This window comes from Acinetobacter sp. YH12105 (assembly GCF_013419095.1).
Classification (GTDB): Bacteria; Pseudomonadota; Gammaproteobacteria; order Pseudomonadales; family Moraxellaceae; genus Acinetobacter; species Acinetobacter pseudolwoffii.
In genome coordinates, this window is sequence record NZ_VPAU01000014.1 from 12,208 (window position 1) to 31,466 (window position 19,259).

Genomic DNA, 19,259 nt, shown 5'->3' on the forward strand with positions numbered 1-19,259 from the left:
TTCGGTCAGGAATTTTGATCATGGTGGATATCGCAAATACAATTTTAGGCAAGATTGTTGACCGTAAAACGGAAGAATTTGCTCTACGTTTAAAGCAGAAAAGTTATAAAGATCTGGAAGAGCTCGCTCAAGGTGCATCAGCTGTGCGTGGTTTTGCCCAGTCTTTAATGTCAAAACGTCCGGGTGTAATTGCTGAAATCAAGAAAGCCTCGCCATCTAAGGGGATTATTCGTGAGAATTTTAATCCTGCGGAAATTGCAGCACAGTATCAAGATGCTGGTGCCGCATGTTTATCTGTCCTGACCGATGTGGACTTTTTTCAGGGTGCAGATGAAAATATTCAGATTGCCCGTTCGCATTGTGACCTGCCGGCGCTGCGCAAAGATTTCCTGATCGATCCTTATGGAGTCATTGAAGCACGTGCCTTAGATGCAGATTGTATTTTACTGATTGTGGCATGTCTGTCAGATCAGCAACTGGAAGAAATGTCGAAGACTGCTTTTGAGCATAATTTAGATGTTTTAGTTGAAGTACATGATGAAGCTGAACTGGAACGTGCGCTGAAACTTTCAGATCGCTGCTTGCTGGGTGTGAATAACCGTAATTTAAAAACCTTCGATGTCGATTTAGATACCTCGATTCGTTTAAAGAACTTACTCGATCCCTCTCGCCTGTTAGTCACTGAAAGTGGTATTGCTACTCCTGCCGATGTGGCGATGATGCAACAGCATGATATTCATGCCTTTCTGGTCGGTGAAAGTTTTATGAAACAGCCTCGACCTGATCATGCATTCCGTAACCTGTTTGGTGAGCCTGAATCGGTTTAACTATTGACTAGTTTAATACTTAGACCAAGCCCAATCTCAGGATTGGGCTTTTTTATTTTCAGGATTGATAAGAAAAGAAATAGCATCATGTGAATTCACAAATACCGAGACATGCCATGCAAGCAATTCATTTCTCCTTTATCTATTTTCAGACTATAATTCTGTTAAATTCCGCATCTCCCTTGTTTTTACATTATGAGTAAACACGATTCTTCATTATCTAAAGATCAGTACAACCTGCTGAAATCTTTTAAGAAGCAAATTACACAGCCACATACCCCTGCGGTTGTTGCTGCACCCGTTGAAAAGACTGTCGAGCAAGAAGCTTTAGAAGAACTGGAATTATTCCGCAAGCAAATGCAGGGCGTGCAAAAAATTGAATCGGGAAATACCGTTCAATTGGACAAACCACGCAAGAAAAAACCGGATGCACAAGTTCTGGCAAAGCGTGCAGCGGCGACTGGCCCGATGGAAACAGATGCCATGGCATTATCGGACACGCAGGCCATGCTCAATCCTGTCGGGAGTCAGGCCAACTTGAGCTATCGCATTGCCACCTTGCAGCATAAAGTGTTTGAAGACTTAAAAGCCGGCAATTTACGCTGGTTTGAAGCTGTGGATCTGCATGGCTGTACCGTGGAAGAAGCGCGTCAGGCGGTGCTACAAATTATCCAGATCGCCAAAGATGAAAACCAGAACGTGATTAAGATCGTACACGGTAAAGGCCCGGAAGCGATTTTAAAAACCTATGTGAATGGTTGGCTGCGTCAGCATCGCGATGTTTTGGCTTTTATCAGTGCGCCTGAAAAACAAGGCGGTACTGGTGCAGTTCTGGTTCTGCTAAAACGTGCAGAAAAGAATCCAAAGTTTAAACAGTAACCGGTTTTCGCCTCAAAACAAGGCATTGTAAAAGTTTTCTGCTACAATGCCGTCCTTGTTCATTCTCAGTTTAAGTGAATACGTCATATGACTATGCAGCAATCCTACGCAAACATTCTTACTGCCGTTGGCGAAGATCTCAATCGCCCTGGTCTCAAAGATACGCCTGTGCGTGCTGCCAAAGCATTTTCATATTTAACCTCGGGTTATAGTCAGACACTTAAAGAAGTTACCAACAAAGCGGTCTTTCCTTCCGACAACCGTGAAATGGTGCTGGTCAAAAACATCGAATTCTATTCCTTATGTGAACATCATTTATTACCATTTTATGGCCGTGTCCATATCGCCTATTTACCGGAAGGTCATGTCTTGGGCCTGTCCAAATTTGCCCGTATTACTGAAATGTTTGCGCGTCGTTTGCAAATCCAGGAAAACTTGACCCAGCAAATTGCAGAAGCAGTGGCGGAAATCACCAAAGCACGTGGTGTCGCCGTGATGATTGATTCTGCACATATGTGCATGATGATGCGTGGTGTGGGCAAACAGGAATCGACCACACGTACAGTCTCTTTTATTGGTGATTTTAAAACTGATAAAGAAACCCGCCGTGAGTTTTTAAGTGCAGTGCCAGAAAGCTACTAAGCCTTAAAAGCCAATTATTTAAAGCCTCGATCATTCGGGGTTTTTTTAATTTCTTATAAACTGCTCTGATCAGAGAATATCGATATCACAGCTGCTGTTGACCAAATTTGCATTCGTTATACTTGCAGCTAAACAATTGCTGCTTATCTTTGCAACAAGCCTACATTTAGATACATGATAAAGTTTTAATCCAGTTAGTCCTCGCTTAAAGTAAATTGACGTTGATATACAGCAAACAGCTTTATATCTTTCTGCTTGATTTTTAATGACAAGGAAAATGACCATGGCGAATAGCAAAAACAATCAGGACAAAGACAGCAAGAAATCTGCAAAAACTGCTAAAAAGACGCAAGATGAAAAACTGAAGAAGTCGAACAAAAGCAGTGACAAGGACAGCGATCGCAAAGTCAGCAAAAAAGCTGAAAGTGCTAAATCTAAAGCAGCATCTTCTAAAAAAGAGAATGCCAGTAAAGATGAAAAAGTAAAGGCGAAGAAAAGTGCGAGTTCTAAAGGCAGCGATAAAGCCAAAGACCTGAAAACATCTTCAGCGAAAAAACCGGCTAAAGCGAAAAGCAGCAATAAGAGCAAAGATGAAGACAGCAAGACGAAAAAATCTTCTTCAAAAAAATCAGCACCGGCCAAAAAGCAGTCAAGCACTTCGTCCAAGAGCAAGTCTGATAAAGCCAAAACCTCGAAGACCAGTTCGAAAAAGTCAAAGTAAAATCCAAGCCCCATGACTGGGGCTTTTCTTGATCCTGGTCTCGGGTGAGTAGATCAGTAGAATTATTTTATATTTTTTAGTGTGTTCTTTATTGAGTGATACCGACCCTTCTAAATATAAGGCAAAGATATGAGTCCAGCAGCCAAAAATCCGCCGCCAAAACGTCAGTCACGGGTGGTGTCGAATAGTTTTGATTATTCTCTGGACTTCGAAAAGATTAATTTTCGCAAACGGCCCGAGTTGTACCGAATTGGCCGAGGAGAACAAGGCGTATTATTGGTGGAGCCTTATAAATCTGAAATTCTGCCGCACTGGCGCTTTGCGGATGAAGAAAAAGCCCAAGCCAGCAGTGACAAAATTTATCAGCTATTCCTAGCTTATTTAAAACAAGATGATTTTATCGGTGCGGACATGGCACGCAAGTTTTTACAGATGGGTTATACCCGTGCCCGCCGTTACGCCAACCATAAAGGTGGTAAAAAATATGATGGGCCGGTTCCGGAAGATAAGAAAGGCTTAAGCGGCGCACATGGCCGTTCAGAATTGCCACGCAGCCACGGAGATCCGGTCAAAGCAGCGGCCGCCAACATTTTTAAACAAAAATGGAATGATGCGAAAAACCATCCAGACTATATTCAGCAAAAGCGAAAATTTCAGGAATTTATCCAGCAACATACGGCAGAGGAATAAAACTTTTAAGCTAGCTGGATCATTGCTGCCCTACCGGATTTGAGGGCGACTGTGCCATATAGACCCGGTTACGACCGGTATTTTTCGCCATATACAGTGCGGCATCCGCAGCATCCAAAAATCGCTGATAATCCGGATGCCCGTCATAGAGCGTACATCCAATACTGATCGTGATTTTAAACTGTTGTCCTTGCGCGGTTTTAATCATGCCATTTTCAACATATTTACGAATACTTTCGGCAATACTTAAGGCACGTTGTTTATCTGTATCGACCAGCAACAATAAGAATTCTTCCCCACCGACCCGGAAGGCATAATCACTGCCCTGACTGTATTTTTGCAGCGCTTCGGCAATAAATTTAAGTGCCAGATCACCTGCGGCATGTCCAAATTTATCATTGATACTTTTAAAGAAATCGGCATCCATCGCAAGTAAAGACAAAGGTGTATGATTTTTACGGGAAAAAGTGATTTCACGGGAAATCACCGTATTTAAATAACGGCGATTTAACAACTGGGTCAATGAATCATTGCCTGATTCAATATATTCCGCAACCTGAAATAACTGATCGACCAGCAGTTGAATTTCACGGTTTAAGTCACGGATTTGTTGAATCAGCCCCAAGACATTATTTTTATCCGTACAATCCATGATGGTCTGATTAATTGCATCAATCTGATAAATCCGCTCAATGATTAAATCGACCTGGTCCGAACCGGTAAAAGCATAAGAGGCTTTATGGATAAACCATAAACCGAACTCGGATTTGGACAACATCGGATGCTTTAAACTGTCAGGGCTCGAAAAGACCTTAAACATCAGTTCATTTTCCCAGTCCAGCAATGAGCTGCGCTGTTTGTCTTTTTGTACCGCTACATCCTGCATGGCTGAAAAAACACGGTAACTGTGTTTGATTTCCTGATTCATGGCTGTTTTGGCTTCATAAGAACGGCACATGATTTCTGTGGCAAAGCCCATGATTTGCACAATATAACTGCAGGCGGTCAACATGCTGTTTTGAGAAGATGCTTGCAACAGTTCAAAAACCTTGCGTTCAATTTCGCGAACACCACGCATGATTAACCAAGAAGGTATACCGACCCGGGCATGTACATGTCCAACCATCGCCTGCTTTTGTACGGCTTGCACATAACTCTTGTTGATCGGTACGCTAAAACTTTCTGACAGCCATTGAATCAGGGTATTACGCAAACGCTGCTGAACCATCTGGTCGGTCAGGAACTGGGCCGATTCTTTTTCTAAGAGCATATTCTTATAGAATTCTTCGACCAGAATAACAGAATGTTCCTGAACAAAATGAAATGCATGCAATAGATCATCTGCTGAATAATTCTGACAGATCTGCCTCCATTGTTCGGCCAGCATTGCCATGCATTCATTATTCATACGCCCCATTCCCCAAAACACTGCAATTTGCACTAACATTATGTGACAAATATAACAAAATTCGGGTGCATTAACTAAAATATCGACAAGATTATTCCAATTATACTGATCGATGATTCACAGGAAAAGTTTCGTAAACTAGCCCTTAAAATATATAAGCCGTTTAAAAATAACGGATCAGGCCCAAACTCCATTGATCCCAGTCTTTCGCCTGTTGTTGCTGATATTCCCAAGACAATCGAACCGCATTCTGTGCAGTAAAGGCATATTGCAATTGGGTATTTAGCTTCAGATGCCAGCGATGCGAATCTTCCCAATAAGGCAGTTCCACTTGCACCAGACTGTTGATCTGATCAGTCCAGATATTCTGGCAGCCCAAAGTTGGCCCTGCTCCTACGCGCCAACCCTGATCGAGCGCCTTGCCCGCCTGAACGTGAGTTTGCATTTGTGCATAGCACAAATGTTCGCGGCTCGCATTTGCCCAGCTATAGCCCGCTTGGGTCTTAAAACCGGCGACGCCATGCTGTTGCTCTTCGCTAAACTGGCCATGACGGTCTAAGGCTTCCTGTGTCCAGCCCAGATTAAAACCCCAAGATAAGGGCGTATTAAATGGATTAATCGGGTTATAGGAATTGACGGCCAGTAAATCCAGATGTTCCAGTTTGAGTTCACTATTACGATATTGTAATGCCCCATCCAGAAACAGCAGTTGTGTGCCGGTACGCAAACCACCCTGTGGATCGATTAAATCATGATAAGCCTGCCGATGCCCAAGCTGAACAAAGGATTCGCCCTGAACCTGTCCGGCCTCAAAACTGATATTTCGTGCATGATGACTTTGTACTGGATCTGTTTTCGGTCGCTCAGGTGCTTGACGCTGTTTCTCGATAGCCAGCTGACTTCTTAAGCCCAATAACTTGCGAAAACGTGGCTGGGCAAAGGACTCATCTACTTTCTGTCTGAGAAAATCCAGATATAGATGATCATAGGCCATTTCCAGCACTTTGGCCTGATCCTCTGCCGGATAAGTTTGCAACATTGAAGGCATGGTACCTGTTTCTGCATAAGCCAGCTGATGAGCCTTTTTTGCCAAAGCTTTGCCATGCTGTCTAGATTGAGCCAGCAACTGTGTTTCCAGGGCAGGACGATAAACTTTCTGTTTGATCAAGCCCTGCTGTTCTACCACTTTCAAGGTTTCGATCGGAATGGCAGTCGAATTAAACTGTTTTTGTAAATTTAACTCAGGACGCACCAGATCAAATAACCCCAGCAAGCGATAAGCACAATTATCATTGATAAAATAATAAGGGAAACTCACCTTTTGCATTTCCCAAAGATGCTGCACCAGAAACCGGGTCTCTTGTGGAGTTAAATTTAATTCATATTCCCATAAATCCCGGCTTTCAAAGTCACCATATTCTTTGACCTTGCGATAATATGGCATCAGGGAATATTCACCCGGATATTGTCCGGTCAGTCCTTTCCAGGCAAATGACCAGTTGTCATTGCCATCGACGGTTGCGGCATAGTTGACGGCATAGGAAATCAGGTTGAGCTGCTGTTGATCTTTGGGATCTAGACGTAACAAGGTATGCCCGAACATCGAACTGGGATTGCCCATAAAATCTGTGGCATAAATCAGCGTGGCCTGATAGGGCTTGACCTCAGCAATCCACTGATCAAAATCCGGACAACTCACTTCAGGCAATTGCTGTTCGGAAATATCCAGCTGCTGCATTAACCAGCTGCTTCGGGCCGGAAACTTACAACGGATGGACTGATTCGGTTCTGCACTGCCAAATAAGGCCTGAATATTATGCTGTATTTCTTTTTTGAGATCAGTCTTTCCCTGCTCTGCCAGAAAATAGCCTGAATAATCGACCTCGCTGTGGCCTTTAGAATTGGCATACATCAGACGCTGCCAGGTGGTGCTCTGATCCAGACGTTTGCTTTTGGCCTGATCGAGATAATGCTGGATATCCGGATTAATTTCGTTTGCAAAACTTAAGGGACTGAAGGCCAGACCCAACATGAAGAACGCATATTTCATTCAGTTAACTTATTCTCGTCAATTTCTTTGAGTCATAAGAAAAACCCTGCCAGAGCAGCAGGGTTTTCAAAGTGCGGATCAGATATAAGATTTCAATACTTCATCTTTGGCCATCACTGTTTGTAATGAGCTTAGAACTTGAAGGGTATTCTGGTTTTGTTCGGAATAGATTTCAGAAAAATTCTGCTTGGAAATGTTAAAAAAATGGCCTTTGTCTTCAGATTTTATATTCAGAAGTTCAGCCAGAACATTCAGGCTTTCACCTTCACCCACTGCCATATCACGCGCCAGTGCTTCAGCATTTTCATTGGTAAAAGTCACCACTTGAGCGGTGACTGTGCCACCCTGGCTACAACCTAAAGTACCAAACGTGATCCCGAGCCATTGATTCGTGAAAAGAACGTTGGTGGTACCTGCTAAAAGTTTAGGAATAATACCAGTCTGACCGGCCCACACCTGACTTCCGATACCACAGCCGACATCTCGGTCAGCCATTGCCATACTTGAACCAGTCGCTAATACTGCCGCCAGCATAATTTTTTTCAACATACTTATTCTCCAGTTATTCTCATGCAATCTTTGTTATTACTCTCATTATGTAATTTGACTTACACACTCAGCAGAGTAGCGATAAGTCAGGTTTGGCGCAATCGAAAAAATGCATGCTTTACATAAACATAACCTGAATAATTCCATTACTCTTTCAGCGTCCAGTCGCCATGTAAATTGCGCTGCCCTAAAATCTTCAGTACCAAGACCAGACTCAGCAATAACAACAAATACCAGGACCCGAGTTTGCCCCAGCCCACCATATGCCATTGTTCAATCTGACTTGGATAGAGCCAGATCTGATAAAAGGTACTGATGTTCTCGGCAATCCAGATGATAAAGGCCAGCAGCAGCAAGATCGGTAACATTGGCAACTGAAAAGCGTGCTGATTCAACTGAAAACGAATTTTAGTTTTCCAGAACATCAGCACGCTCCAGACAAATAAAAGCATGCGATAGTCAGGAATAAAAAACTTGCTCATAAAGTTGATATAAGACAACACCGCCAGCAGCAACATATGGCGAAAGCCTGGCAACTTTTCAAATGAGACCTGATATAAACGCAAGGAACGCGCAAAAAAACTGCCGACCGCAGAATACATAAAACCGGCAAATAAAGGCACGGTCATAATTTTAAAGATTGCCGGTTGTGGATAATACCAGGAGGCAATCGCAGGATGGGTCAGAAAGATTTCCATCACCATGGCCATGAGATGAAACAGCGCAATCACTTTGGCTTCGGCCCAGGATTCCAGTTTGGTATAAAGCAGCAGCACCTGAATGAGCAGGGCAAAAAATAACAGATAGTCATAACGGTAAAAACCGTAAAACAGATCACTGCCCATGGCAGCAGTGAGTGCAAACGCCAGCAGGAGTAGAATCCCAAATAAGGCAGCCGAAGCTGCCTTATAGGTAAATTCAAACCCTGATTTGAATAGATCGATCAAGGTTTAAATCCTAAAGATATTTAGCACTATACTCATGTACGGTATCAATAAAGGCTTTTGGATTGGCTGGATCGACCCACTGGGTAATGCCGTGGCCGAGGTTTGCTACATAACCGGTTTTTTCACCATTGGCATAAGCATCATCCAGCATGGCTTTGGTCGCCTTAATAATAGTTTCCGATGAACCATATAAGGTCGCAGGGTCGAGGTTACCCTGAAGCGCAGCACGACCCGCAACGGTTTGACGTGCTACATCCAGTGGTGTGGTCCAGTCCAGACCAAAGGCATCTGCGCCTGTAGCGATCATCGGTTCCAACCACTGACCGCCACCTTTGGTAAACAGAATTACTGGAATCTTGCGGCCATCTTTTTCACGGTGCAAGCCAGCAACAATCTTCTTCATATAGTTGAGCGAGAATTCGATATATTCACGATGCGCCAGTGCGCCGCCCCAACTATCAAAAATCTGTACCGCTTGTGCACCTGCATCAATCTGCGCATTCAGATAATCAATCACGGCGTCGGCTAGACGTTCCAGCAAAGCATGCAGTACTTCAGGCTGTGCATACATCATATTTTTGGTGAAACGGAAATCCTTGCTTGAACCGCCTTCTACCATATAAGTCGCCAAGGTCCACGGACTGCCAGAGAAACCGATCAGAGGAACCTGGCCACCCAAGGCCGAACGAATGGTCGACACTGCATTCATCACATAATCCAGATCCGATTTTGCATTAAAGGCTGGCAGATTTGCGACATCCTGCTCGGTACGGACGGTTTTATGAAATTTAGGCCCTTCACCCACTTCAAAATACAATCCTAAACCTAAAGCATCAGGCACTGTCAAAATGTCAGAGAACAAAATCGCGGCGTCCAGATCATAACGGCGTAAAGGCTGTAAGGTCACTTCACAGGCCAGTTCAGTATTTTTGCAAAGAGAAAGGAAATCTCCCGCCTGAGCACGCGTTGCGCGATATTCTGGTAAATAACGGCCCGCCTGACGCATCATCCATACCGGAGTGGCATCTACAGGTTCACGCAACAAGGCGCGCAGAAAACGATCATTTTTTAAGGTCGTCATTTACTTTCCTATCTATCTTTGATATTCGCCATATCATAACAAAAAGGTTGTATTTTTAATAACTTCTGCTGACTTTAAAAACCGATCAGCTTAAGTGGCCAAATGTGATGTTTTACACAAAACAACTACTGCATCTCCACATTTTTTCTGTAATACTTATAGTGTTTTTTCACATTTTTAAAGAAATAATTTTAAGGTTGATTTACATGTTCGTTCGCACAATGCTCGCTGTGAGTTTAGGTTGCATTTTCGCAGGTACTGTTTTTGCTGCGTCTACTGCTGAACAACCATTGAACCCGCAAGTTGTTACCGATGTTTCAGTCCAGGATCCAATTGATCCACTCGCGACTGAAGCTTCAGCCGCCCAAGCACCGGCTGAAGCCAAAATTACGGCGCAAGAACAACAAGACTTAAATCAGGCCTCTGAAGCACTGAATGAGCTACAAGATACCGAAGACCAATCTGCCGACATTGGTGCAGCGCCAAATACCAAGGCCCCGACGAACTCTGCTGCGACCAAAGCTTCGTGGACTTTAGACGGCTTAAACAATGCCCAGTGGTATGAAAATATTGGTGCAGGTCAATTTCCGGTCTACGCACGTGCACATGTCATGCTCAACAATGCCCACGCTTCACCGGGTGCGATTGATGGTACCAGCGGCAAGAACACACTGAAAGCAATTGCCTCTTTCCAGCAAATGAATGGCATCAAGCCAAATGGCGTACTGACGCAGGAAACCTGGGACAAACTGGTGGCACGTCAGGGTTCCAAGCCGACCTTTGTAGAATACACCATCACTGAAAAAGATCTGGCAGGGCCATTTGCCAAATCGATTCCTTCAGATTATGCGCTACAGGCTAAAATGAAAGGTTTGTACTACACCAGCGCATCTGAAATGCTCAGTGAAAAGTTCCATATGGATGAAAACTTCCTGAAGAAGTTGAATCCAGGTGCTAATTTTAACAAAGTCGGCCAAAAGATTCTGGTGACCAATGTTCGTAATGAGCTACCAGAAGGGATTCACTTGATTGTTGCACATAAAGGTGCCAAACAACTGTACTTATTTAACAGTAAAAATCAAATGATCGGCTCATTCCCTGCAAGTATCGGCAATACCAGTACGCCTTCACCAACGGGTACTTATAAAATCACCGGCGTTGCACCAAATCCTTGGTATAGCTACTCGCCAAGTAACTTTGTTCAAGGTAAAAACACCAAACCACTGTCTCTACCACCAGGTCCAAACGGCCCGGTCGGTAATGTCTGGATTGGCCTCAACAAAAAATCATTTGGTATTCACGGTACACCGAATCCGTCCATGATTTCTAAATCCTATTCACACGGTTGTATCCGTCTGACCAACTGGGATGCCAATGATCTTGGCCGTAAAGTCAAATCTGGCGTAACTGTTCGTTTCCTGGAATAATGATCCATAAAATGCTTTGAATAAAATGGCCCGCTTTTCAGTGGGCTTTTTTATGACTTGATTTTAAGCTGACATATCGTTGCAAAAATGCAATGATATGTCGCCCATTTGAGATTTTTTTGAGCTTAAAACAACAGTATGATGATCTCAAGTTGAAAATAAGATCGAGATGAAATCATGAAGGCTTTTCTACATCCTAGCGAAAATCGTGGTCATGTAAAAATGGGCTGGCTGGAGTCTAAGCACAGCTTCTCATTTGGTAACTGGTATGATCCCAAGTATATGGGGATCAGTGCCTTACGTGTTATTAATGACGATTTAATCGCTGGGCATCAGGGTTTTGGAACCCATCCCCATGACAATATGGAAATCCTGACCTGCGTACTGAAAGGCACCATTACTCATCAGGACAGCATGGGCAATCATGGCGGCATTGCTGCCGGTGAATGGCAGCTCATGAGTGCCGGAACAGGTATTCGTCATAGTGAAATGAATCAGGGCAATGAGCGGGTACATTTACTGCAAATCTGGATTATTCCCAATGAACAGGATGCCAAACCGAATTATCAGCAAATTCGTCTGGATCCGCATGAGCAGCCTAACCATTGGCATTTAATTTGTGGACCGAATGGCAATGCGCCGATGCATATTCGTCAGAATGCTGAAGTCAAAACTGCGGTAATTCAGCAAGGTCAAAGTTTGCAAGTGCAGGCCACCCAGCAGATCAATTATATTCATGTAGTTTCTGGCACTGTGCAGATTGCAGAACATAGAGTTGAGGCGGGTGGTGCAATTGCTTTTCTGGATGACTCAGAGATTCAAGCCATCGATGATGCGCAAGTGATCTGGTTTGATTTACCAGAAGTGCCTCACTAAGTTTTAAGGCTCTCACCCATCATGGCTATTAATCACTTTGATGAATAGCCATTTTTTATGAATCGAGAATAAAAGCAGACAGAAGCTTTATCAGAAGATAATTTTTTAAAAACAGCTATAAAAATCACACCAATTCACATCAGTTTTTTACTTAAAATTCTGGCATTTCAGGCGAAGATGAAGCTGATTCATTTCTATTGAATGAACGCATCGCGAATGGCTGATCTGGTCATGGTCTTATATGGGATTCAACGTCTATCCAGCTTTGTATTGATTTTACGTAAACCAAAGAGCAACGCTTATGAACCAGATTTTAGAAATTCAGAGTCACCAGCAACATGCTCTGCATTTTTTACTAGCGTTTTTAAAACAACAAAACTATCAGTTCACAGCTATTACTCCGTTGTCGCATCAACGGATTTTGGATCGTAAAAGAAACGAGAAAAATCAGGAAATAACCCTGCAGGATATATTTGGCTGGAATCTGGAATTTAGCAAAACCGATCTTGATCCGGTGCTTTTTTCCTTGCTGGCAAAACAGCAACTTCTACAGGTTCAGGATGAGCAATACACCAGTCTGGTCAGGGTCGCCTCACTGGAAGGTGAACTCTTTATTCACTCTTCCTTTCCGACCACACAACAGGATGCTGTTTTTTTTGGTCCCGATACTTATCGCTTTGTCTATCATCTCAAGCAATATCTAGCCACCGAACCTCGCCCTTTCAAACGGGCTACTGAAATATGCTGTGGCACCTCTGCTGCTACCATCAGTATCGCCAAATACTTTCCGGATCATGAGGAAATCTTTGTAGCAGATCTAAACCCCAAAGCTTTGCTCTATAGTCAGCTCAACATTGATTTTTCGGGTTTTGCTTCAATCTCTCCTGTACAGAGCAATTTATTTTCCAATCTTGAAGGTCAGTTTGACCTGATTTTTGCCAATCCACCTTATTTAATTGATCCTGAGCAACGGCAATATCGACACGGAGGTAATGAGCTCGATGGCAATGAATTATCTTTTAAAATTATAAAACAAGGCCTGCAAAGGCTAAATTCAGGCGGCCGTTTATTTTTATATACCGGCGCTACCATCACACGAAATGGCAATCGATTTTTACAGTATCTGCAAGACCTGATGCAGCAGCATCAAAATATTCACTGGTCTTATGAGGAAATTGATCCGGATATTTTTGGTGAAGAATTAGAGCAACCTGCTTACCAGCATGTGGAAAGAATTGCTCTGGCTCTGATTAAGATTGAAGTATGCGATTGAAGAATATCTGTTTATAAATTATCGACTTTTTAAATATCGAACCTCTTTAAGATCCGTTTATTTTAAATCATTCTGTAAAATTCATCAGCAATAAAAAAACCCCAATCTTTCGATTGGGGTTTTTAAAATTTGGCGGAAGCGGTGAGATTCGAACTCACGGAGGACTCACACCCTCGTCGGTTTTCAAGACCGGTGCATTAAACCGCTCTGCCACGCTTCCATGGGCGCAATAATACGGCGCTTTTATGTAACTGACAAGTGAAAGTTACAGTGAATCTGATTAACTGCATATAGTTTCATCAAATCCCTACAATTTGGCGGCCAATTCGGCTCCTTCACGAATGGCACGCTTGGCATCCAGCTCGGCAGCCAGTTTAGCCCCACCAATAATATGATATTGTGCCAAGGTATTTTCCCCGGCAAGTGGCATCAAATCTTTTACCGACTCCTGTCCTGCACACACCACAATACTATCCACACGCAATAATTGAGCGTGGCCATCCACCTCAATCCATAAGCCTTCATCGGTAACAGATTTATATTGCACACCGCGCAACATGCGCACCGCGTGTTTTTTTAATTGGGCACGATGTACCCAGCCTGAAGTCTTGCCTAGGCCAGCGCCAAGCGGTGTCTTTTTACGTTGTAATAAATAAATTTCACGAATAGGTGCTTCAATTTCTGCACCTTGCATGCCGCCTTCACTGACATAATTTGGATTCGGGTCTACACCCCATTCACGTTTCCATTCATTCACAGGTTGCGGCTGTACCTGATGCGGCGGCTTTAACAAAAACTCGGACACATCAAAACCAATACCGCCTGCACCAATGACTGCAACACGATCTCCGACTGGCGCACCGCGTAGTACTTCTGCATAAGACAAGACTTGCGGTGCCTGACTGCCTTCGATCTTAAGCGCTCGCGGCACGACACCAGTCGCGACAATGACTTCATCAAAACCTTCACGCTCCAGCTGTTCACGGTTCACTTGGGTATTTAATCGCACATCAACGCCGGTTTTTTCCAATTGGACTTTAAAATAACGAATCGTTTCGTGAAACTCTTCTTTCCCCGGAATGACTTTAGCCAGATTAAACTGTCCACCCACTTCATGACTGGCCTCAAACAGCGTCACATCATGCCCGCGACTGGCTGCGACTGTGGCCGCAGACAGCCCTGCAACACCACCACCGACCACTGCAATACTTTTGGCTTTTTTGGTTTTGACATAGACCAGTTCGGTTTCATAGCCGGCACGTGGATTGACCAGACAGGTTGCGCGCTGGTTTTTAAAGGTATGATCCAGACAGGCCTGATTACAGGCAATACAGGTATTGATTTCATCAACACGATTGGTCGCGGTTTTATTGACCCAGAAGGCATCTGCCAAGAATGGACGTGCCATCTGCACCATGTCTGCCTGGCCGGAAGCCAGAATTTCTTCAGCAGTATCTGGCATATTGATCCGGTTCGATGCAATGACCGGCACCGCCACGTGCTTTTTCACTTCAGCGGTATAATCGACAAAAGCTGCACGCGGTACAGAAGTCACAATGGTGGGAATACGTGCTTCATGCCAGCCAATACCGGTATTGAGTAAAGTAATCCCCGCCTTTTCCAAAGCTTTAGCCACGGTAATCACATCTTGCATGGTATTGCCATCATGTACCAGATCCAGAAGCGACAAACGGAAACAGATAATAAATTTTTCGCCAATTTCCTCACGAATCGCTTTGACAATTTCTACGGCAAAACGCATCCGGTTTTCGATCAGGCCACCCCAACGGTCAGCACGCTGATTGACATGCCGGCTTAAAAACTGATTCAGCAAATAGCCTTCAGAACCCATGATTTCTACGCCATCATAGCCGGCTTTTTTGGCAATACTGGCCGTTCTGACATAATCCTGAATGGTATTCAGAATCTGTTTATCTGACATTTCACGTGGTTTAAAGGGAGAAATCGGCGACTTGATCGGGCTGGCCGAGACCACAAAAGGCTGATAGCCATAACGTCCGGCATGCAGAATCTGCAACAGAATTTTGGCACCATGCTTATGCACTGCATGCGTCACCAAACGATGCGGCGCAATGTCCCCCAAAGTATTCATGGTACCGCCCGCCGGTAACAACCAGCCCTGACGGTTGGGCGATATTCCACCCGTAATCAGCAGACCTGCGCCACCCTTTGCACGCTCACCAAAATACGCAGCCAGTTTGGGATAATTATAAAAACGATCTTCTAGGCCAGTATGCATCGACCCCATCACCACCCGGTTCTTAATGGTGGTAAAACCCAAATGCAGTGGCTTTAAAATGTTGGCATAGCGCGTCGTAGTCATAACAAATCCCTGATTATATTTGGCTGAGCAAGTCATTCCCTTACTTTAACTGATTTTCAGTGGCTTTTTATGACCCGGAGTTCAGCATTTTCAGGCACAAATATCAATCTTTAGAAGAGGATCACTTTCTATTTGGCGGATTAATCCTGCCATTGTCGCGCGCTAGATTTCCATAATGCAATCACGCCCAATACTGTACCAATCGGAAAACTCAGGAGCATCAGGATGGCCATAATTCTGGATAAAGTCCGTCCTGAACCATTGCCCTGTTTGACTTTGATGCTGGCCTGTATATTAAAAAATACCAGGCCGCCTAAAAGCAGCAGCACCATACCTAAACTCAGCGTAGAAATACTGGCTTGCTGATATTCCAGATATAAAAATACCAGTGTACTAAAACCAATCAGACCGGCATAAATCCCATGCAACAGTGCCAGCGTTTCATTCTTGGTTTTAGGATTTAAATTAGGTAAGGGTGGGATATGAGTCGCCATGCATTTATTCCTGTTTTATCTGAGTTTTTAACTTTATTCGGCTGAATATAGCGAATTTTTAATTTTTTAGCAGGATTCTGCTCAAAATCGTGCAATTTATGATTATTTAAGCCTATTGAATATAGATTTTAAAACGAGTTTTTCTTTTCTAAAGCAAACCTAAATAAATTAATGATACAATTGAGACAATATGTATTTTTTCAGGCCACCAATTCTGGCGTGCCTATTTCATATCATTAGGATGAACAATGTCTGATAATGCAACTATCTTGCAGAATGTCCCAGTAGGTAAAAAAGTTGGTATTGCCTTCTCTGGTGGTCTAGATACTTCTGCTGCTCTTTTGTGGATGAAACAAAAAGGCGCTGAACCTTATGCTTACACAGCGAACTTGGGTCAGCCAGACGAAGACGATTACGATGCGATTCCAAAAAAAGCTGAAGCTTATGGCGCAGTAAAAGCACGCTTAATCGACTGCCGTTTACAGCTTGCATTAGAAGGTATTGCTGCAATTCAATGTGGCGCGTTCCACATTTCAACTGGCGGTGTTCCTTACTTTAATACGACTCCTCTTGGTCGTGCTGTTACAGGTACCATGCTTGTCACTGCCATGAAAGAAGATGACGTCAATATTTGGGGTGACGGTTCTACTTACAAAGGTAACGACATTGAACGTTTTTACCGTTATGGTTTGTTGACCAACCCTGCGCTTAAAATTTACAAGCCTTGGCTAGACCAAACCTTTATCGATGAGCTTGGCGGCCGTGCAGAAATGTCGCAGTTCCTGATCGACAACGGTTTTGACTATAAAATGTCAAAAGAAAAAGCCTACTCAACAGATTCAAACATGTTGGGTGCGACCCATGAAGCCAAAGATCTTGAATACCTGAATGCGGGCATCAAAATCGTGGATCCAATCATGGGCGTTGCCTTCTGGAAAGATGACGTAGAAGTTAAAGCTGAAGAAGTATCGATTACTTTTGAAGAAGGTTTCCCTGTTGCGATCAACGGTCAACGTATCGAAGATCCAGTTGAATTCATTCTTGAAGCAAACCGTATCGGTGGCCGTCATGGTCTAGGTATGTCGGATCAAATCGAAAACCGTATTATCGAAGCAAAATCTCGCGGTATTTATGAAGCTCCGGGTATGGCGCTGCTTCATATTGCTTACGAGCGTCTTGTGACCGGTATTCATAACGAAGATACCATCGAACAATACCGCATCAACGGTTTACGTTTAGGCCGTTTGTTGTACCAAGGCCGTTGGTTCGATTCTCAAGCGCTGATGTTGCGTGAAACTTCACAGCGTTGGGTGGCTAAAGCCGTGACCGGTACTGTGACTTTAGAACTGCGTCGTGGTAATGATTACACCATCATGAACACTGAGTCGCCTAACCTGACCTATGAAGCTGAGCGCTTGACCATGGAGAAAGGTGATTCTATGTTCTCTCCAATGGATCGTATTGGTCAGTTGACCATGCGTAATCTGGACATTACCGATACCCGCGCAAAACTTGGCATCTATACAGAAACTGGTTTGCTTGCAGTGGGTACAGCATCTGCAGTGCCACAACTGAAAGACAAAAACTAAGTTTTGTTTTTGTTAAAAAACCGCTCTTGATGAGCGGTTTTTTTATGGATAGTTGTTCTTGATGTTTAAAGCATCGAGCCATTGGCGGTATCTGAGTTGACGGAACGAAGTGATTGATAATAAATCTGATTGCGCCCAAGCTGCTTGGCACGATACAACGCCTGATCTGCAATTCCCAATAATATATCTTTATCAGTATATGTTTCACCACGATAGACGGTAATGCCTAAACTGATGGTAATATGTTTCGCAACCAAAGATTTTTCATGGGGAATTTCCAGACGGTCAATCGCCTTGAAAATATTTGAAGCTACGGCATAAGCACCATGTGCATCTGTTTCTGGCAATAACACAACAAACTCTTCCCCGCCATAACGCGCCACAAAGTCCATATGACGGATCGCATTCTTGATAGTTCTGGCAATGGTTGAAATAACATCATCGCCTTTCTGATGCCCATAAAAATCATTATAGTTTTTAAAAAAGTCCACATCGATAAACAGAATCGCCAAGGCAGTGTCTTCACGACGGGCCCGTTCAAAATACACTTCAAGCGTTTCATCGAAGGTTCTCCGATTGGAAATCTTGGTCAGTTCATCATACTGGCTTAAATGTAATAATTCAGTGGTATGAATACGCTGGATCTGCTCACTGATTCTGGCCCGGATACTATATAAAAAAATCACACGCTCACGCGCGAAAATCATATGACTAATTACATAACCCAGTAAGCAACTCCCAATCAGAATTCGCCCAAAAACCAGCGGATTAAAGTCTATGGCCATGATTAATAATACAATAATGGTCGTTGCTGCAGCGACCAGTCCGGTGACCAGCATCTGTACAGGCTTAATACCGGTCAGGATATAACCCAGAATATAAATAATGGTGACGATTGCCATCGACTGGTGTTGTAACGCTGGGGTTTTAACCAACATCGTGATACAGGAAATCGACACCAGCATCCAGAATACCAGCAGCATTGAAGCTTGCGGAAAAAAGCGCTTGATCTTGGGTAAACAGGAAAACATATAAAAGAGAATTAATGACATACCGCCATTCAGTAGCCCGAACATAGACAGCACAAAATCATGCACGAAATATTCTTTACTGATAATCCAGTAATCTGTGGGGATCATCACCACCAGAAAAATAAAATAAGCCAATACCCCACCCCAAACATATTTTTCGACATGTTTGCGGGCACGTTCCAGATTTTTTGTCCAGAATTCCTGTTCCAGATGTTGAGGGAAGACCGGGCCTACACGCTGACTTTGGCGTGTAATTAATTCTTCTATGTTTTCCTTGTCATCTTGTAATTTCGCTAAACTGTACTTGTATTCCATTGCAAGTATTTATGTAATTTTTTTAGTAATTTTAAAATAACATACTTTTTCAAATTAATTTATAGATATCCCTTATTTTGTAGCCCTTTCTCATTACCATTTTTGCTATAGATGGA

17 protein-coding genes and 1 tRNA gene are annotated in these 19,259 nt (G+C 43.5%); 9 read left to right on the forward strand and 9 right to left on the reverse strand.

Going from position 1 to position 19,259, the window contains the following annotated elements; all coding sequences use genetic code 11:
* The first annotated feature begins 20 nt into the window (after positions 1 to 20).
* From trpC to FTU44_RS10765, 5 genes are all read left to right on the forward strand, one after another.
* Entirely contained in the window at positions 21 to 827 is an 807-nt protein-coding gene (trpC, locus tag FTU44_RS10745; protein WP_005096409.1) for an indole-3-glycerol phosphate synthase TrpC, read from the forward strand.
* 195 nt (positions 828 to 1,022) lie between these two features.
* Positions 1,023 to 1,706, forward strand: coding sequence for a Smr/MutS family protein (locus FTU44_RS10750; RefSeq protein ID WP_180050660.1), 684 nt, complete (start codon positions 1,023 to 1,025; stop codon positions 1,704 to 1,706).
* 93 nt (positions 1,707 to 1,799) lie between these two features.
* Positions 1,800 to 2,348 (forward strand): GTP cyclohydrolase I FolE, encoded by a 549-nt coding sequence (gene folE, locus FTU44_RS10755; protein ID WP_180050722.1) that lies wholly within the window; start codon positions 1,800 to 1,802, stop codon positions 2,346 to 2,348.
* A gap of 283 nt (positions 2,349 to 2,631) precedes the next feature.
* Positions 2,632 to 3,069 carry a hypothetical protein gene (locus tag FTU44_RS10760; RefSeq protein ID WP_005096405.1) on the forward strand — a complete coding sequence of 146 codons (438 nt, stop codon included), beginning with the start codon at positions 2,632 to 2,634 and terminating at the stop codon, positions 3,067 to 3,069.
* 129 nt (positions 3,070 to 3,198) lie between these two features.
* Positions 3,199 to 3,759: a DUF4385 domain-containing protein gene (locus tag FTU44_RS10765; protein ID WP_180050663.1), complete on the forward strand. Its 561-nt coding sequence runs from the start codon at positions 3,199 to 3,201 to the stop codon at positions 3,757 to 3,759.
* Between the two features lie 19 nt (positions 3,760 to 3,778).
* Here the strand turns inward: FTU44_RS10765 and FTU44_RS10770 are convergent, their stop codons facing one another.
* From FTU44_RS10770 to hemE, 5 genes are all read right to left on the reverse strand, one after another.
* A complete protein-coding gene (locus tag FTU44_RS10770; protein ID WP_180050666.1) occupies positions 3,779 to 5,167 on the reverse strand; it encodes a diguanylate cyclase in 1,389 nt (462 codons plus the stop codon).
* Between the two features lie 163 nt (positions 5,168 to 5,330).
* The gene (locus FTU44_RS10775) at positions 5,331 to 7,217 is read right to left on the reverse strand and encodes a DUF4105 domain-containing protein (RefSeq protein WP_180050668.1); all 1,887 of its coding nucleotides are present in this window, start codon (positions 7,215 to 7,217) and stop codon (positions 5,331 to 5,333) included.
* 78 nt (positions 7,218 to 7,295) lie between these two features.
* Positions 7,296 to 7,766: a DUF3015 family protein gene (locus FTU44_RS10780; protein WP_005096400.1), complete on the reverse strand. Its 471-nt coding sequence runs from the start codon at positions 7,764 to 7,766 to the stop codon at positions 7,296 to 7,298.
* A gap of 146 nt (positions 7,767 to 7,912) precedes the next feature.
* Positions 7,913 to 8,713 carry a DUF817 family protein gene (locus FTU44_RS10785; protein WP_005096399.1) on the reverse strand — a complete coding sequence of 267 codons (801 nt, stop codon included), beginning with the start codon at positions 8,711 to 8,713 and terminating at the stop codon, positions 7,913 to 7,915.
* 10 nt (positions 8,714 to 8,723) lie between these two features.
* Positions 8,724 to 9,794 (reverse strand): uroporphyrinogen decarboxylase, encoded by a 1,071-nt coding sequence (hemE, locus tag FTU44_RS10790; RefSeq protein ID WP_074383035.1) that lies wholly within the window; start codon positions 9,792 to 9,794, stop codon positions 8,724 to 8,726.
* 206 nt (positions 9,795 to 10,000) lie between these two features.
* Between hemE and FTU44_RS10795 the strand changes: the two genes are divergently transcribed.
* The 3 genes from FTU44_RS10795 to FTU44_RS10805 all read left to right on the forward strand — a co-directional run bounded on the left by FTU44_RS10795 (position 10,001) and on the right by FTU44_RS10805 (position 13,370).
* On the forward strand, positions 10,001 to 11,221 hold the full coding sequence (locus FTU44_RS10795; RefSeq protein WP_005171817.1) for a L,D-transpeptidase family protein: 1,221 nt from the start codon (positions 10,001 to 10,003) through the stop codon (positions 11,219 to 11,221).
* Between the two features lie 177 nt (positions 11,222 to 11,398).
* Positions 11,399 to 12,097, forward strand: a complete 699-nt coding sequence (locus tag FTU44_RS10800) for a pirin-like bicupin family protein (protein WP_005171818.1) — start codon at positions 11,399 to 11,401, stop codon at positions 12,095 to 12,097.
* 301 nt (positions 12,098 to 12,398) lie between these two features.
* Positions 12,399 to 13,370, forward strand: a complete 972-nt coding sequence (locus tag FTU44_RS10805) for a class I SAM-dependent methyltransferase (RefSeq protein WP_180050671.1) — start codon at positions 12,399 to 12,401, stop codon at positions 13,368 to 13,370.
* Positions 13,371 to 13,500: 130 nt separating this feature from the next.
* Here the strand turns inward: FTU44_RS10805 and FTU44_RS10810 are convergent.
* The 3 genes from FTU44_RS10810 to FTU44_RS10820 all read right to left on the reverse strand — a co-directional run bounded on the left by FTU44_RS10810 (position 13,501) and on the right by FTU44_RS10820 (position 16,208).
* Positions 13,501 to 13,590, reverse strand: a tRNA-Ser gene (locus FTU44_RS10810).
* An 87-nt stretch (positions 13,591 to 13,677) separates the two neighbouring features.
* Positions 13,678 to 15,714, reverse strand: coding sequence for an NADPH-dependent 2,4-dienoyl-CoA reductase (locus tag FTU44_RS10815; RefSeq protein ID WP_180050673.1), 2,037 nt, complete (start codon positions 15,712 to 15,714; stop codon positions 13,678 to 13,680).
* Positions 15,715 to 15,854: 140 nt separating this feature from the next.
* A complete protein-coding gene (locus tag FTU44_RS10820) occupies positions 15,855 to 16,208 on the reverse strand; it encodes a hypothetical protein (protein WP_100534377.1) in 354 nt (117 codons plus the stop codon).
* A gap of 248 nt (positions 16,209 to 16,456) precedes the next feature.
* On the opposite strand from FTU44_RS10820, the gene argG reads away from it, so the two are divergent.
* On the forward strand, positions 16,457 to 17,797 hold the full coding sequence (gene argG / locus FTU44_RS10825; RefSeq protein ID WP_100328771.1) for an argininosuccinate synthase: 1,341 nt from the start codon (positions 16,457 to 16,459) through the stop codon (positions 17,795 to 17,797).
* Between the two features lie 65 nt (positions 17,798 to 17,862).
* On the opposite strand, the gene FTU44_RS10830 is transcribed toward argG, so the two are convergent.
* Positions 17,863 to 19,143 carry a diguanylate cyclase gene (locus FTU44_RS10830; RefSeq protein WP_180050675.1) on the reverse strand — a complete coding sequence of 427 codons (1,281 nt, stop codon included), beginning with the start codon at positions 19,141 to 19,143 and terminating at the stop codon, positions 17,863 to 17,865.
* Positions 19,144 to 19,259 lie beyond the last annotated feature (116 nt).

Bases quoted from the DNA above. Each gene is read 5' to 3' on its own strand.
- FTU44_RS10830 (WP_180050675.1), bottom strand. From the start codon at position 19,143: ATGGAATACAAGTACAGTTTAGCGAAATTACAAGATGACAAGGAAAAC.
- trpC (WP_005096409.1), top strand. From the start codon at position 21: ATGGTGGATATCGCAAATACAATTTTAGGCAAGATTGTTGACCGTAAA.
- folE (WP_180050722.1), top strand. From the start codon at position 1,800: ATGCAGCAATCCTACGCAAACATTCTTACTGCCGTTGGCGAAGATCTC.
- FTU44_RS10775 (WP_180050668.1), bottom strand. From the start codon at position 7,217: ATGAAATATGCGTTCTTCATGTTGGGTCTGGCCTTCAGTCCCTTAAGT.
- FTU44_RS10765 (WP_180050663.1), top strand. From the start codon at position 3,199: ATGAGTCCAGCAGCCAAAAATCCGCCGCCAAAACGTCAGTCACGGGTG.
- FTU44_RS10750 (WP_180050660.1), top strand. From the start codon at position 1,023: ATGAGTAAACACGATTCTTCATTATCTAAAGATCAGTACAACCTGCTG.
- hemE (WP_074383035.1), bottom strand. From the start codon at position 9,794: ATGACGACCTTAAAAAATGATCGTTTTCTGCGCGCCTTGTTGCGTGAA.
- FTU44_RS10820 (WP_100534377.1), bottom strand. From the start codon at position 16,208: ATGGCGACTCATATCCCACCCTTACCTAATTTAAATCCTAAAACCAAG.
- FTU44_RS10815 (WP_180050673.1), bottom strand. From the start codon at position 15,714: ATGACTACGACGCGCTATGCCAACATTTTAAAGCCACTGCATTTGGGT.
- FTU44_RS10805 (WP_180050671.1), top strand. From the start codon at position 12,399: ATGAACCAGATTTTAGAAATTCAGAGTCACCAGCAACATGCTCTGCAT.
- FTU44_RS10800 (WP_005171818.1), top strand. From the start codon at position 11,399: ATGAAGGCTTTTCTACATCCTAGCGAAAATCGTGGTCATGTAAAAATG.
- FTU44_RS10770 (WP_180050666.1), bottom strand. From the start codon at position 5,167: ATGAATAATGAATGCATGGCAATGCTGGCCGAACAATGGAGGCAGATC.
- FTU44_RS10795 (WP_005171817.1), top strand. From the start codon at position 10,001: ATGTTCGTTCGCACAATGCTCGCTGTGAGTTTAGGTTGCATTTTCGCA.
- argG (WP_100328771.1), top strand. From the start codon at position 16,457: ATGTCTGATAATGCAACTATCTTGCAGAATGTCCCAGTAGGTAAAAAA.
- FTU44_RS10780 (WP_005096400.1), bottom strand. From the start codon at position 7,766: ATGTTGAAAAAAATTATGCTGGCGGCAGTATTAGCGACTGGTTCAAGT.
- FTU44_RS10760 (WP_005096405.1), top strand. From the start codon at position 2,632: ATGGCGAATAGCAAAAACAATCAGGACAAAGACAGCAAGAAATCTGCA.